The sequence below is a fragment of the Bacillus sp. AK031 genome (assembly GCF_053903065.1).
Genome location: NZ_CP096424.1, coordinates 2677416 through 2693556, shown reverse-complemented (window position 1 = coordinate 2693556; position 16141 = coordinate 2677416). Strand labels below are relative to the sequence as shown.

Sequence of the window (16141 nt, the reverse complement as noted above, 5' to 3'; positions counted from 1 at the left end):
ATGGGAGAACATAAATTACTTTCTATTGTTTAAATGGAAGTGGAAAACCTGGTTAATATGTTTTCTTTTCTGCTACTAAATGGAGCTGAATTGCAAACTATGATTGATTGGAGTGGAAATAATTGCATTCATTTTAAAATTCCTTTGTATAAAAAAGTTTTTATTGGTTATACTGTTCTGATATGTAATGACTGATTCTTATGGTACGATAATATGTAAACTCATCTTTTACATAGAAGGCAGTGAATGGTTTGAAACAGAAAGAAAAACTGATCGTCCTCATCGGTCCTACTGCTGTGGGCAAGACAGCCACAAGTATTAATCTGGCAAAGGAATTCGATGCTGAAATAATCAGCGGTGATTCTATGCAGATTTATAAAAGAATGGATATTGGTACTGCGAAGATAACGGAAGCAGAAATGGAAGGTGTTCCTCATCACCTTATTGACATAAGGGAACCTGAAGACAGTTTCTCAGTTGCAGAGTTTCAGGAGCTTGTAAGAGAAAAAATTTCCGAGATCCACAGCCGGGGAAAGCTTCCGATGATTGTCGGAGGTACTGGATTATATATTCAGTCGGTCATCTATGATTATCAATTTACCGATGCACCCGGAGACGAGGAGTACCGGAGAAAGCTTGAAAAAAAAGTTGAAGAAGCCGGGACTGAGCGGATCCATGCAGAACTGGCAAAGGTGGATCCTAAAGCTGCTGCCAGCATTCATCCCAACAATATCAGGAGAGTCATAAGAGCCCTGGAAATTTATCATTGCACTGGTAAAACCATGACTGAATATCAGGAAAGCCAGCAGAGCGAACTTTTATACGACGTTACGTTAATCGGATTGACAATGGACAGGGCCTTATTATACAACCGGATCGATTACAGAGTAGATTTGATGATGGAACAAGGCTTGCTGCAAGAAGTGAAGTCTCTTTACGATAGAGATTTAAGGGATGTGCAATCGATCCAGGCAATCGGTTATAAAGAACTTTATGAGTATTTGGATGGTAAGGTGACATTGGACGATGCCGTTGAAAACCTGAAACAGAACTCCAGAAGGTATGCTAAACGCCAGTTAACCTGGTTCCGCAACAAAATGGATGTGGTATGGTTTGATATGACGAACACTAGGGAAAATAACAAAAAAATTGAAGAGATAACAGAATTTGTTGCAGGAAAGCTAGGCTTATAGTCGAATAGTTAAGATAGAGATAGAAGAGGAGGACTAATCATGAAACAAGCAATTAATATCCAGGATCAATTTCTTAATCAGTTACGAAAAGATAACACACAAGTGACGGTGTTTTTACTGAATGGATTTCAAATACGCGGTCTTGTGAAAGGTTTCGATAACTTTACCGTTCTCTTTGAGTCAGAAGGAAAACAACAGATGGTTTATAAGCATGCTATTTCAACCTTCTCGCCTCAACGCAACGTTCAAATTAACTTTGATGAAGGTCAATAATCATAAGAGTGATAAAACGCACCGGATATCTCTGGTGTGTTTTTTTGTTGTGAAAACAACGGCAGATAAAATTGTATAATGATTTCAACATATGTTGAATAGGATGATAAGAGAGTTTTCTTAAACCTGTACTGGGCATTTGTCACCGTTTATAACCTCCAGGCGTACACTGTAAAGAATGGTGAGGTGAAGATATGGAAGAGCCAATGAGAATGAAGAATAATGGACAAATAAGTATCGTGCTGAATTCACATAAACGCAATCCTGTGCGTGACATAGCGAAGGCGGAGGCTCCGGTAAAAGTCCTTCCCCAAGAACATGCTGCATTAAGGGAAATAGAAGCAGAACTTGCTTCGTTGGTCGGAATGGAAGATATGAAAAAAATGGTCAAAGAGATATATGCTTGGATATATGTAAACAAGAAAAGAGAAGAAACGGGCCTGAAAGCCGGCAAACAGGCGTTGCATATGATGTTTAAAGGGAATCCTGGAACAGGGAAAACGACCGTTGCGCGGTTAATCGGCAAACTTTTTCACAAGATGAATGTTCTTTCAAAAGGACACTTGATTGAAGCGGAAAGAGCGGATCTCGTTGGGGAATACATCGGCCATACTGCACAAAAAACGAGAGACTTAATCAAGAAGGCTATGGGCGGTATTTTATTTGTGGATGAAGCTTATTCTCTCGGACGCGGGGGAGAAAAAGACTTCGGGAAAGAGGCTATTGATACACTTGTAAAACATATGGAAGACAAACAGCATGAATTTATACTTATACTTGCAGGATATTCTCGCGAGATGGACCAGTTCCTTACACTCAATCCCGGTCTTCATTCACGGTTTCCCCTTGTGTTCCAATTCCAGGATTATTCGGTGGAACAATTAATGGAGATCGGCAGGAGAATGCTTGTTGAAAAGGAATATGAATTGAGCGCAGATGCGGAAAGAAAAATGAGGGAACATCTCGCACAAGTGAAAACGGCGATCAGTCCAGCAGCATTCTCAAACGGAAGGTATGTGCGGAATGTAATCGAGAAATCGATCCGGGCTCAGGCGATGAGGCTGCTGATGCATAACTCATTTGACCGCCATGAGTTGATGACCATAAGAAGCAATGACTTGATTTTTCCTTCAGCAGATGACTGAAAGATCCTCGTTTAGTATAGCAAGTAAAATCTGTCATATAGAAAAAACCGAGCAGAGGTGTTCGGTTTTTTTACCTTTACACTATAATAGATATATTGAGAATCTGCTTCTGAAAACTTAGTAATGGAAAGATTGGTAGAGTATTATATAATTTATCTATAGTAGTTGACTTTTGCTATAAGTGTATGTGTACGACTCCATAAAGAATGAATGATCGGGCTGCAAAGCTTCTCTCAAAACTGGAGAGTGGCACACTAATTGAAAGGAGCTTGCATCATGTTGATTTTAATACGGAATGGAGAAATTTATGCTCCAGAACACTTAGGAAAAAAAGATATCTTGATTGTTGATGAAAAAATCGGTTTTGTAGAAGACAATATAGCTATACCAGAAGGTTTTTTCTCGGATAATATTAAAGTAATCGATGCTGAGGGACAGATTGTACTCCCGGGATTCATTGATTCCCACGTTCATATTCTTGGAGGCGGAGGAGAGGGCGGGTATAAAACCCGTACGCCTGAAATTAAACTCACTGATGCTACACTCTCCGGGGTTACCACGCTGATCGGTGTAATCGGAACTGATGGAACGACAAGGAGGATGGCCAGCCTTGTAGCGAAAGCAAGAGGACTGGATGAAGAAGGGATAACTTGCTACGTTCAAACTGGTTCTTACCAGGTTCCTGTCAGGACACTCACCGGAAAGATAGAAGATGATATCATCCTCGTTGATAAAATTATCGGGACCGGGGAAATTGCAATTGCTGACCATCGTTCATCACAGCCTACTGCAGAGGAATTTGCCAGGATTGCATCACAATCCCGTGTAGGAGGAATCCTTTCCGGCAAATCAGGTTGTGGTTAATGTCCATTTAGGTGACAGCAGAGATGGTCTGAAACTTATTTATGACGTAATCGAATCCACGGATATACCTATCAGGCAGTTCTATCCCACTCATATCAACCGAAATGCCCATCTGTTTGAGCAAGGTATTCAATATGCCTTGAAAGGCGGTTATGTTGATTTTACAACGAGCACCATTCCGCAATTCCTTGAAGACGGAGAAGTGGAATGCGGTAAAGGGTTGGAACGGATGCTTACTGAAGGTGTTCCTGTAGATCAAATAACATTCACTTCTGACGGACAGGGAAGCTTGCCGGAATTCGACAGTAAGGGAGAATTTATTGGTTTGAAAGTTGCGGACGTCTCCAGTCTGTTTAATGCTGTTCGGGATGCAGTTCTTAAAGAAGGCGTCCCGTTGGCAACAGCGATAAAGGTCATTACTTCAAACCCGGCAAAAATTTTAAAGCTCACACAAAAAGGGATGATCAGTAATGGAAAAGATGCAGACATCGTTTTGGTTGATAAGGATTCACTGAGCATTAATAGTGTCTTTGCCAGAGGGAGATTGATGGTTGAAAATGGACATGCTGTTGTGAAAGGGACGTTTGAATAAGTCATTGAAAGAAATGAGTGTAAAAGAAAGAAAAGAGCTTGAACCACATTAGGTAAGGAGTTCACTTTAGAGGTCCAAAAAGTAAAAATCCAAAATCTTTAGCATACGAATTCGCACCATTATTCGTATGCTATTTTTTTATTGATATTACAGCAAGTCATCTACTCTCAAGTGTTTTTTTATCTAGTTTTGCACACGTTTCCACAACACTGAAATAAATAATGTAGTCTTGCGATTTATGTCGCTAATTGACTTGCGAAATGGCATAAAACACCATAACGAATTTTGTTCATTATGGTTATAATTCGCTCCTTCATAAGGGGTTCAAATATGCAGCGGATTTACAGTTTGAAAGACGGCTTTTCTTCAAGTAACAACGCCGTTTGTTCACTGGGTGTCCCCCCATTCAAGAGCGGAATCTCATGGACCCAAAAGAAATCAGCAGCATGAGCTGATAAAAATAAGGGGAGAAACTTCCCTTATTTAGGAAATGACACTAAAAAAAGTTGAAATAAGGGGAATATTTACCGCTATTCATTTGAAAAACATGAAAAATGGGGTGCTGTGCCAGGATTAAGGGGAAAATCTCCCCTTATTTATAGCTAACTCAGCTATGTTTTGCAGTTTAAGGGGAATTTCTCCCTCTATTTATGGATCTGTGACCCGCACTTAAGGATAGTACTTTCTATAATCAAAAAATCATCTTCCATTATCCTGCTCCTTTAATGAAACATTCCTTCCCATTACCCTTCATCTTATCATTTTCTTTCAGTTAGGCTGACAGTTTTGGTTGCACTTTACCTTACGAATTAGGGTGCAGATTAGTATGCGATTTCATAGGGAAAAGCAATTCAATTAAGAGGACAAATAGTGTTTTGTACTCCAAAACTGAACTACTTGCACATTAGGTACAAGCTCTTTTTTGAATGTCGTTTTAATTGTAAAAAACGAAAAGAAAGTAAGGGAAATTGTCGATAAATCAGATAATTTTCCTTAAGGATAGACAGCTTGTTTTACAAATTTCGTAGAATACTTGTGCTAGGGTAATAGAAACAGCAACTAACTGGATGGCCAGTCTAAAAGAATCTACATAATGTCAAATAAGTAAGGGAGTTGATTTTACAAATTGTATAATGCAATCCCTTGTGGTACGAGTTAATATATATTAAAAATACAAAATATTCAGACAACAAAATAAGCACTAGTAATCGTTTTCTGTTTTTGAACTTCTTGCATTGAAAGCGCTTACTATTGAAATTTTTATCTATTTAGGGGGAATTGACGTGTCAGACATGGTGAAAATTGGTCTTATTCAGGCTTCGCATGATGTTGATGGGAAGGAACCGGTAGAGGTTCATAAGGAGCAATCAATCAAAAAACATATTGGATTGGTAAGAGATGCGGCAAAGAAGGGTGCGCAAATCATCTGTTTACAAGAAATTTTCTACGGGCCTTATTTCTGCTCAGAACAAAACTCGAAGTGGTATGACTCTGCAGAAGAAATTCCGAATGGACCTACCACCAAACGTTTTCAGGAGTTGGCGAAGGAACTGAATGTGGTTATTGTCCTGCCGATCTATGAAAGAGAGGGCATCGCTACATATTACAATACAGCAGCAGTCATTGATGCGGATGGATCCTATCTCGGAAAATATCGAAAACAGCATATTCCTCATGTCGGCGTCGGAGATGAAGGATATGGTTTCTGGGAGAAGTACTATTTCAAACCTGGAAATCTGGGGTATCCGGTATTTGATACTGCTTATGCCAAAGTCGGAGTCTACATCTGCTATGACCGGCATTTCCCGGAGGGTGCCCGCCTTCTTGGGTTAAAAGGAGCAGAAATTGTTTTTAATCCTTCCGCTACTGTCGCCGGCCTGTCGGAGTACTTATGGAAGCTGGAACAGCCTGCGCATGCAGTTGCTAACGGCTACTACCTGGGTGCAATCAACCGTGTAGGATTTGAAGGGCCTTGGAACATGGGTGAATTTTATGGTCAATCTTATCTGGTGGATCCTCGCGGAAGTTTCGTTTCGATTGGAAGCAGGGACAGCGATGAGGTAATTATAGGGGAAATGAACAAGAAATTAATACGGGAAGTAAGGGACACGTGGCAATTTTACCGTGACCGCAGGCCAGAAACTTACAACGAAATGACCGCATTACTACCTTAATACAAAATGGCTGACAATTATATGCTGTGGGGACAGTGATAACTGTCAGCCCTGAAGTGTTTATCGGGGAGTCGTTCATTCATTTAGGAAATTGAAGGGGAAAAGGGGGAAGTTTGTTTGTCTAATTCACTTTCATTATTAAGTTTGGAAAAGAATTTCCAAGAAGCACACGAAGGTTTGTCAAGTAGAGAAGCCGTTGAAGAAGCAAATAGGTGCCTGTATTGCTTTGATGCTCCATGTATACAGGCTTGTCCGACCGGAATTGATATTCCTTCTTTCATCAAGAAGATTGCTTCAGGGAATTTAAAAGGTTCTGCAAAGACCATTATGCTCTCGAATCCAGTGGGAGCCAGTTGCTCGCGGGTATGTCCTACAGATGAGCTGTGTGAAGGGGCATGTGTTTTGAACCATTCTACAAAACCGATCATGATTGGAGATCTTCAGAGGTATGCCACGGACTGGGCAAGGCACAATGATACGGTCTTGTTTGAAGCGGGAAAACCGAACGGAAAGAAGGTTGGTATTGTGGGTGGAGGCCCAGCCGGACTTTCTGCTGCAAGGGAACTGGCCCGTTTTGGCTATGAAGTGACGATTTATGAAGCGGAAAAGAAAGCGGGGGGATTGAATACGTATGGAATCGTATCCTTCCGTCTGCCTCAATCTATTTCCTACTGGGAAGTCGACCAAGTGAAGAAATTGAATGTAGATATTAGAACGGGTACAAAGGTAGGAGTCGACATTTCTGCTGAAGAAATCGTGAACAGCCATGATTATGTTATTTTAGCAGCGGGAATGGCTCAAGTTCCTGATTTGAGGGTGGATGGAGAAGGTTTGGAAGGGGTTCATGATGCGATTGAGTTTGTGAAATCCACCAAGGGCGGTGAACTTTCAAAGGATTATATTGGGAAAAATGTGGTAGTAATTGGAGCTGGGAACACGGCTATTGATGCAGCAACATGTTCAGTCCGTCTGGGAGCGGAGAACGTAAAGATTCTCTACCGCCGTACAAAAGAAGAAATGACAGCCTATGACTTTGAATATGAATTTGCCAAGCAGGATGGTGTGGAATTTCGCTGGCTGACTGTGCCTAAGAAAATCATTGGAGATAAGGATGGAAAAGTGACCGGCATCGAATGTATCAAAATGAAATTGGGAGAGCCGGGAAATGATGGAAGAAGACGTCCTGTGCCTGTAGATGGATCTGAATTCATTATACCTGTTGATGCAGTGATCAAGGCCATCGGACAAACGCGTCATTTATCGCTGGTTGAACAGTTTGGACTGAATCACATTGACGGCATTGTCCAAGTCGACAGAGAGACATTACAGACATCAAACCCAAAAGTTTTTGCTTGTGGAGATATCGTTTTTGGAAAGGGAATGGGGGAGGCAATGGTGGTGACAGCAGCGGAACAAGGCAAGCAAGCAGCTTATCACCTGCATCGGCAATTGGAGAAAGTTCAAGTGAATTAAGAGTGTTCTGAGGGGGGAGTTTTATGGCAAACTTAAACATTGATTTAGCAGGAATTAAATCACCAAATCCTTTCTGGCTGGCATCAGCGCCGCCTACCAATTCGGGCTATCAGGTTCAGCGGGCATTTGAAGCAGGATGGGGAGGGGCAGTTTGGAAGACATTGGGTGAACCGATTATTAATGTTTCTTCGAGGTTTGCGGCTGTCAGTTTTAATGGCCAGAGGGTAGCTGGCTTCAATAATATTGAACTGATTACGGACCGACCGTTAGAGGTGAACCTAAAAGAAATCTATGAAACAAAAAAGCGATTTCCGAATCATGCGATTATCGCTTCCTTAATGGTTGAACCCCAACAGGAAAAGTGGCATGAAATTGTCAAAAAGGTAGAGGATGTTGGTGTCGATGGATTAGAACTGAACTTTGGCTGTCCCCATGGGATGGCAGAAAGGGGAATGGGAGCAGCTTCCGGACAAGTGCCGGAGCTGGTCGAAAGGCAGACGTACTGGGTCAAAGAGGTTGCCCAAACACCTGTTATCGTTAAATTGACACCGAATATTACAGACATCACCGTAACGGCTGAAGCAGCGGTACAAGGTGGTGCAGATGCAGTAAGTATGATCAATACAATCAACAGTTTGGCCGGAGTTGACATCGATACGTGGAATACGATCCCCCATGTGGCTGGCAAAGGAGCCCATGGAGGTTACTGCGGCCCTGCAGTCAAACCGATATCGTTGAATATGGTGGCTGAATGTGCCAGGAACCCACGCATTAACGTACCGATCTCCGGAATGGGCGGGGTGTCAAATTGGCAGGATGCTGTTGAATTCATGTTAATGGGGGCTTCAGGGGTACAAGTTTGTACTGCTGCCATGCACCACGGATTCAGAATTGTGGAAGACATGCTGGATGGATTGAATAATTACCTTGATGATAAAGGAATTGCGTCTGTCCAGGATCTCGTTGGGAAATCAGTACCGAGGTATTCTGACTGGGGTAATCTTGATCTTAATTACAGTGTTGTTGCCAAAATCAACAAAGATGTTTGCATTAATTGCAATAAATGCCACATTGCTTGTGAAGATACTTCTCACCAATGTATCGATATGTTAAAAGATGCTTCAGGTAACAGTTATCTGAAAGTAAGGGAAGAAGACTGTGTAGGATGTAACCTTTGCTCAATCGTCTGTCCGGTAGACGGGGCGATAGACATGATAGAAGTGCCGAGCGGGCATATGCCAATGACTTGGAACCAACGTCAGGCAGCGGTCGGTAAACTGGCCGAATCTAAAATTGATGCAGTGAAATAATTGGGGAGGTCAAAGAATGAATAAGATTATCCAAAATGGAACTATTGTTACGGCAACAGACACATATAAAGCAGATGTATTTGTACAAGACGGGAAGATTTCAGCAATAGGAAACCATTTTGATGCTGATGAAAATACTGAAGTAATTGATGCGAGCGGGAAATATATTTTTCCTGGAGGGGTCGATCCGCATACCCACTTGGAAATGCCGTTTGGCGGAACCGTCTCTAAAGATGACTTCGAGAGCGGGACAATAGCTGCCGCTTTTGGAGGTACGACTACTGTAATCGACTTCTGCTTAACGAATAAAGGGGAACCATTACAGGCTGCTATTGATACATGGCATGCAAAGTCGAGAGATAAGGCCGTTATAGATTACAGTTTCCATTTGATGATTGGCGAGATCAATGAAGAGGTGCTGAAACAGCTTCCGGATGTCATGAGTGAAGAGGGAATTACTTCCTTTAAAGTATTTATGGCCTATAAAAATGTGTTTCAAGCAGATGATGAAACCCTGTTTCGGACTTTGGTAGCAGCCAAGGACTTGGGTGCGCTCGTCATGGTCCATGCTGAAAATGGGGATGTCATTGAATATTTAACAGAAAAAGCGTTGAAAGAGGGAAATACCGATCCTATCTATCATGCACTGACCAGGCCGCCGGAAATTGAAGGGGAGGCAACCGGAAGAGCAGCCAAGTTAACTGGATTGGCAGATTCGCAGCTTTATGTTGTTCATGTTTCTTGTGCAGAAGCGGTTGAGCAGATCGCATCTGCCAGAAGCAAGGGGCTGAACGTATGGGGAGAAACATGTCCACAGTATTTAGTTCTGGATCAGTCGTATCTGGAGAGACCGAATTTTGAAGGTGCTAAATATGTATGGTCCCCGCCTTTACGTGAGAAATGGAACCAAGAGGTTCTATGGAATGCGCTAAAGAGCGGACAATTGCAAACTCTGGGTTCTGATCAATGTTCCTTTGACTTTGCAGGGCAAAAGGATCTGGGGAAAGGGGACTTTACCAAAATTCCGAATGGCGGGCCGATTATCGAGGACCGTGTATCTATATTATTCTCTGAAGGAGTTGAAAAAGGCAGAATCACCTTAAATCAGTTTGTGGACATCATGTCTACCCGCAGTGCAAAACTGTTCGGCCTTTACCCTAAAAAAGGAACGATTGCTGTTGGTTCAGATGCAGATCTTGTTATCTTTGACCCTAAGGCGGAAAGAGTTATCTCTGCAGAGACACACCATATGGCAGCTGACTATAATCCTTTTGAGGGAATGAAGGTGAAAGGGGAGCCGGTCTCTGTAATTTCCAGGGGCGAATATGTTGTAAAAGACAGGAAATTCGTAGGCAGACTGGGTAAAGGCGAGTATGTGAAAAGAGCGAGATACGGTAATCATCTGATTACAGAAGAGAGTGAAAAACTCCAATCCTCTAAATCCTGAAAACTATCAATCAATTATTCAGCTTACTATTCAGAACAGCTCCTGCAAGAGGTTTGTAAGGCATGTATCGCAAGCAGCCAGCCTTCCTCCTCTTGCCTCTCTTGTAACAAGTAAGAAAGGTTTTGCCATTCGAAGCAAACAAAAGGGAGTGTTCATTTTGAAAAAGAGCTATTTGAAATCACCTGATCTGCTGCCTATTAAGCAAGGGGAGCGAAAGATCACGAAGCTTGGATATTCATTTATGTGGGTTGGGATGGTTGTCGTCCTGGCAACCTTTGCTATCGGTGGCGCTGGAGTCATTTCCCTGCCGCTGCCAATGGTTGTCCTGGCCACAGTAATTGGTTCTCTGGCGATCGGCTTTTTTATTACGTTAACAGGTGATATAGGAATTGAGCACGGTTTATCGTTTCCTGTATATATGAGAGCGCCTTTTGGCACAATTGGCACGCATATACCTTCTGTGGTAAGAGGACTGGCTGCATCAATGTGGTTTGGTATTAATACTTTCTTTGGCGCTACTGCCATGAATGGAATCTTGAATATATTATTTAATTTTGACAACTGGTTTGTCTGTTTCTTGATTTTTGCTGTTCTTCAACTAGTCAACACCGCCTTGGGAATAAAAGCAGTTGAAAGGTTTGCGGACCTTGCTGCACCTGTCATTATCCTGATTTCAGTTTGGATGTATTCCTCTTTGTCTGATTCAGCGGTATCTCAAGGAAGAGAGATATGGAGCTGGGTTGAAAGCCCTGTTACCGGAGGAGCGGCCTTTACAGCCTTCCTGGTCGTCATCTTCAGCAATATGGGATTCTGGGCTACCTTGGCAGCGGATATTCCTTCTATATCACGATTCATGAAAGCTCCAAAGAATGAGAAGAACTGGTTTAAAAGAAACAGAAGTTCATTAATCGGTAACCTTATTGCTCTTCCGTTGACCCAGTCATTCATGGTCATGATTGGTGCGGTAGCATACATCGCCGTGTTGAATTATGACCCGGTTGTGGCACTCCAGGAAGCAGCGAGTGGACTGATATTGGGTGTATTGCTTCTTATGATTGTATTGGCTCAGTGGTCTACTAACATTGCTGCCAACATTGTTCCTGCGGCAACAATTTTCTCGAATGTGGGCGGTCCAAAGTTTCCTTTCTGGGCAGGGGTCATAACGGCAGGGATTGTCGGGACGATCGTTCAGCCTTGGAACCTTTTCGATGTCATTATTCCTGTGCTGCTGTTTGTCGGTGGAATTCTTTCGGCCATTGTCGGAATTCTTGTATCTGATTATTACTTTATCAGGAAGCGCAGAGTCAACGTTCCCGATTTATATGAAGAAGAGGGTCAATTCAAGTATATGAATGGCGTGAATTTAGCTGGATTCATCTCTTGGATTTTAGGAGGGGTTGCGTCTTATTTTGTACCTAACTTTTCATTCCTCGTTGGTTTTGGCATTGGGGCTCTCAGTTACTTTGTGTTAGCGAAGTACTGGTGGTTCAAGAAATATGAGCAATCCGAACTAACGAATCCAAGCGACGAATTATATTTAGGGATTTCTGTCGGCAGGGATTGGGAGATTGAAGCGGAGATTGAAACGCAAGTGGAAGAAATTCCTGCAATCAAGAGTGTCTAGCATATAATGGATGGTAATTGAATCATAAATTGGAGGGAAGTCCATGTCTGAGTATCAGGAGTTTTTAAGTGAAAGAGACAAGATAGACTTTCTTATGCAAAAAGGTTTCAAAATAGAAAAGGTGACGGAGAATTTAAGCGGCGCATTCATTTTGTTCAAGAATACCGAGAATAAAAGAAGTGCCACTCTCCATGTGAAAACTGCCAATGCACGCAAGTACTTTTCGAATTTGTTAATAAAAGGGTGATATCAGCAGGGAAGGGGGAATTTGGTGAAAAACCTGTCTGTCCCGGAACCGGAAAATTCACGGGTGAAAAAGGAACCTCATCCCAGCCGGATGATCATGAGTTCGGAGGAACTGGTCGAATGGGTGATGGTTTTCTTGACTTCTCAACATCTGTCAGATGAAGAAATGAGTGATGAGGTTTATTTTTCAATTCCCCATATGGAAGAGTAAGGGTTGGGTTTTCCAATCCTTTTTCTCTATTTTCATTTCATCTTCTATAACTAATTAATGAGGAGAGTCTCATGAAGAGTGACTATTATTTTTCAGTAGAAGATATTCTTTTGAGAAGACATTTTGAACATGCCAAAGTCATCGCGGGCCATAAGGGAATCCGCCGGCAGGTTAAATGGGTCCATGTCGTAGAAGTGACAACAATCAGGAATCTGCTTAGCGGAAATGAACTGATTCTTACCACCGGCCTTGCATTAAAAGAGGAGGAGGCGTTCCTTTCTCTAATTCAGCAGTTAATTGAAAGTGGTGCATCAGCCCTGGGAATTGAACTTGATACCAATATATCTGAGATTCCGGCAGCGGTTTTGCAGTGTGCAGAAGAAAATGCCTTCCCTGTGATTGTCTTTGAAAAAGAGGTCCCTTTTGTAGGCATTACACAAGATATCCACTCCATTTTGATTAATCAGCAGTACAGTATGATGAAAAAACTGGATTGTTATGCACAGGAATTAAATAAAATCCTTCTGAGTGTTAATGACTATAAGGAAATCCTTCAGGTACTGCATAAAGAGCTTTCTGTGCCGGTATTATTTCAATTGGAAGGACACGATGCGGGGATTCATCCAAAGATGCGCCGGCCGGAGGAGCATAAGCTGATGCTGCATTATCGTGAATATAAGCGAGGGAGCAATGATCAATTTGCTTTAGCGAAGGTCATATTGCTGGACAGGGAATATGCAGATCTCTTAATCTATCGAAACGATTTCCCCTTCAGTGAGTATGAATTATTGATTTTGGACAGGACAGCTACTGCCCTTGCACAGTATTTGATGAGAGAGCTCTATTTTAATGAAAAGAAAAGGGCGGAAGAATCCAGGTGGATAAAGTCTTGGATTAAAGACGAGCAATCCTCTGACTGGTTGACTAATTATTTAACACAACTCAAAGTCAAAATAACCGGTGGGGTAGTGAGTATCTGCCAGGTCAAGAGGTTCAAGGAAAATGAAAGCCTTGATTTGACTTATTTCAACCTTGTAACAAGAAATTTATTTGAGCAGTATGGTTTTCATGTGCTGGCTGAAACTGATGGGGACAGTCTCGTATTTATCCTTTTGGACACAGGGGAATGCAAGACCTGGAGGCGGAGGGTTACCAGTGCTTATGAAAGAATCCTTGAGTCGGAGTTCTGTCGGAATTCTACTGGACTCGTATTTGCTACAGGGAAATACCTGGAGAATGTGACTGATGTACACAAAAGTTTCGAAACCGCTAAGGATAGCCTGTTTTATCCGGCTCAGTTGGGAGAAGAGAATGGCTTTTACTTTTCAGATGATCTGCATTTATACCGGCTCATTTCCATTGTGAATCAAAATGTGAACCTGTGGCAAATGACAGAAGAGTTTTTGGGGCCCATTTTAAAATATGATCAAGACCATGATGGAAGCTTGCTTCAAACGTTGAAGGTATTTTTAAAGTGTCAGGGCTCGAAGCAGCAAACCGCAAAACAACTGTTTATCGTCAGGCAAACGTTGTATCACCGGCTGAAGAAAATCGAAGATCTGCTTGGTGCTGACTATATGGAGGCAGAAAAACGGGTGGCGATTGAGTTTCTATTGTCAGCACACGACTATTTGCAGCCTTCAGGAGCGAGGGACAGAGCGAAGATAAATTAATGAGAATTAGAATTTTAGTCAAATGTAAAGGATCTGTTATTGATGATGTTTATAGCTCTAAAGGAGAAATATCTTTACCATTTGTATAATAAATTAGCATTCTTAACCATCTGATAAATTAATGAAATTTTTTTGCTCCAGTGGATAATAAATGTAGATTGGAGCGGAAGGTGTGCGATCTCCTGCGGGATTAGCGGGACAGGTGAGACCCCGCAGGCGAAGCTGAGGAGGCTCACCGCCCGCCCCGCGGAGTCGCACACCTGGAGCGGAAATCAGGCAACACTATTAATATAACGTTTTTTCAAAAAACATTCTTTAACAGCAATGTAAAAAGGACATACCAGGTTCTTTTACACTTTGTCTAATGAAAGCCCTATCAATATCTCCCATAATGAAGATATAGAATTTTTTGAATATAATGCGATGAGGAGGATTCATTTATATGACTATGATCAAAAATGAAGTAGCCGTATTAAAAAATTACATTGACGGGAAGTGGGTGGAGTCACTCAGCTCCCAAACGATGGAAGTCGTCAATCCGGCAACGAATAAAGAGATTGCAAGAGTGCCGATTTCTTCAAAAGAAGACGTAGATCAAGCAGTTAAAGCAGCCAAAAGGGCTTCTGTAACATGGAAGAAGGTCCCTGTCCCAAAGCGAGCACGCTTTCTGTATAAATATCATTCTCTGCTTTCTGAGAACCATGAAGAGCTTGCAAAGCTGGTTGTTCAAGAAAATGGGAAGTCATATAAGGAGGCTTATGGGGAGGTGCAGCGGGGACTTGAGTGTGTAGAATTTGCCTGCGGTGCACCAACTTTAATGATGGGAGAAACCCTAAGTGGAATTGCTGAAGATATTGACTCAGAAATGTTCCGTTATCCATTGGGAGTGGTTGGAGGCATAACCCCGTTTAACTTCCCGATGATGGTGCCGCTTTGGATGTTCCCGCTCGCAGTGGCCTGTGGAAATACATTCGTACTTAAGCCTTCCGAAAGGACGCCGATCCTTGCAAACAGGCTTGCTGAACTGTTTACGGAAGCGGGGTTCCCGTCGGGTGTATTAAATGTGGTGCACGGAGCACACGATGTGGTGAATGGCCTTCTGGAGCACAAAGACATTTCTGCGATTTCATTTGTGGGATCCCAGCCTGTGGCTAAATATGTGTACGAGAAAGCGGCAACAAAAGGAAAGCGTGTGCAAGCTTTGTCAGGTGCAAAGAACCATCATGTTGTCATGCCTGATGCAGATATGGATAAGGCTGCAGAACATATCATCAGCTCAGCTTTCGGAAGTGCGGGGCAAAGGTGTATGGCCTGCAGTGCAGTCGTTGTCGTTGGTGACAATGAACCGTTTGTGAAAGCGTTGAAGAAGAAAGCGGATGAATTATGTATCGGAAATGGAATGGATGAAGAAGTTCTGTTGACTCCGGTCATTCGAAAGGAACATCGTGAAAAAACGCTGAAATATATTGAAAAGGGCTTGGCGGAAGGGGCGTCTCTGATCAGGGATGGCCGTAAAGAAATGGATGAATTCCAAGAAGGGAACTTTATGGGAGCGACCATCTTTGACTATGTATCCCCGGATATGACAATTGCTAAGGAAGAAATTTTTGCCCCTGTTCTGAGTTTGCTTCGGTCAAAAGATTTAGACGGAGCACTTGATTATATCCGTCAATCGCGATTTGGAAACGGGGCGACAATTTATACGAAAGATGCCAAAGCAGTTAGGCAATTCAGAGAGGAAGCCGATGCGGGTATGCTTGGAATTAATGTAGGGGTTCCAGCGACTATGGCATTCTTCCCGTTTTCCGGATGGAAGGATTCTTTCTATGGAGACATGCATGTTAACGGGAAAGACGGAGTAAATTTCTTTACTAAGAAGAAAATGATAACTTCCCGTTTTGATTTTTAATCGCTAT

The 16141-nt window shown here is 42.3% G+C and carries 12 protein-coding genes and 1 pseudogene; all 13 read left to right on the top strand.

Annotated features, from left to right (window positions below):
* The first annotated feature begins 251 nt into the window (after positions 1–251).
* The 13 genes and pseudogenes from miaA (at position 252) to M1E09_RS13855 (ending at position 16134) form a co-directional block, all read left to right on the top strand.
* Positions 252–1193, top strand: coding sequence for a tRNA (adenosine(37)-N6)-dimethylallyltransferase MiaA (gene miaA / locus M1E09_RS13915; RefSeq protein WP_456271461.1), 942 nt, complete (start codon positions 252–254; stop codon positions 1191–1193).
* Between the two features lie 39 nt (positions 1194–1232).
* Entirely contained in the window at positions 1233–1466 is a 234-nt protein-coding gene (hfq, locus tag M1E09_RS13910; RefSeq protein WP_456271460.1) for an RNA chaperone Hfq, read from the top strand.
* 194 nt (positions 1467–1660) lie between these two features.
* Positions 1661–2611 carry a stage V sporulation protein K gene (gene spoVK, locus M1E09_RS13905; protein ID WP_456271459.1) on the top strand — a complete coding sequence of 317 codons (951 nt, stop codon included), beginning with the start codon at positions 1661–1663 and terminating at the stop codon, positions 2609–2611.
* Between the two features lie 276 nt (positions 2612–2887).
* A pseudogene (iadA, locus tag M1E09_RS13900) lies at positions 2888–4067 on the top strand (beta-aspartyl-peptidase).
* A gap of 1283 nt (positions 4068–5350) precedes the next feature.
* Positions 5351–6241, top strand: coding sequence for a nitrilase-related carbon-nitrogen hydrolase (locus tag M1E09_RS13895; protein ID WP_456271458.1), 891 nt, complete (start codon positions 5351–5353; stop codon positions 6239–6241).
* Positions 6242–6358: 117 nt separating this feature from the next.
* Positions 6359–7714 (top strand): NAD(P)-dependent oxidoreductase, encoded by a 1356-nt coding sequence (locus M1E09_RS13890; RefSeq protein ID WP_456271457.1) that lies wholly within the window; start codon positions 6359–6361, stop codon positions 7712–7714.
* Between the two features lie 23 nt (positions 7715–7737).
* Positions 7738–9024 carry an NAD-dependent dihydropyrimidine dehydrogenase subunit PreA gene (gene preA / locus M1E09_RS13885; protein WP_456271456.1) on the top strand — a complete coding sequence of 429 codons (1287 nt, stop codon included), beginning with the start codon at positions 7738–7740 and terminating at the stop codon, positions 9022–9024.
* 16 nt (positions 9025–9040) lie between these two features.
* Entirely contained in the window at positions 9041–10471 is a 1431-nt protein-coding gene (hydA, locus tag M1E09_RS13880; RefSeq protein ID WP_456271455.1) for a dihydropyrimidinase, read from the top strand.
* 157 nt (positions 10472–10628) lie between these two features.
* A complete protein-coding gene (locus tag M1E09_RS13875) occupies positions 10629–12095 on the top strand; it encodes an NCS1 family transporter (protein WP_456271454.1) in 1467 nt (488 codons plus the stop codon).
* A 43-nt stretch (positions 12096–12138) separates the two neighbouring features.
* Positions 12139–12342, top strand: a complete 204-nt coding sequence (locus M1E09_RS13870; RefSeq protein ID WP_456271453.1) for a hypothetical protein — start codon at positions 12139–12141, stop codon at positions 12340–12342.
* A 24-nt stretch (positions 12343–12366) separates the two neighbouring features.
* Positions 12367–12552: a hypothetical protein gene (locus M1E09_RS13865; RefSeq protein WP_456271452.1), complete on the top strand. Its 186-nt coding sequence runs from the start codon at positions 12367–12369 to the stop codon at positions 12550–12552.
* Positions 12553–12623: 71 nt separating this feature from the next.
* Complete coding sequence (locus M1E09_RS13860) at positions 12624–14225, top strand: PucR family transcriptional regulator (RefSeq protein WP_456271451.1); 1602 nt, start codon at positions 12624–12626, stop codon at positions 14223–14225.
* Between the two features lie 442 nt (positions 14226–14667).
* Complete coding sequence (locus tag M1E09_RS13855) at positions 14668–16134, top strand: CoA-acylating methylmalonate-semialdehyde dehydrogenase (RefSeq protein ID WP_456271450.1); 1467 nt, start codon at positions 14668–14670, stop codon at positions 16132–16134.
* The last annotated feature ends 7 nt before the right edge of the window (positions 16135–16141 follow it).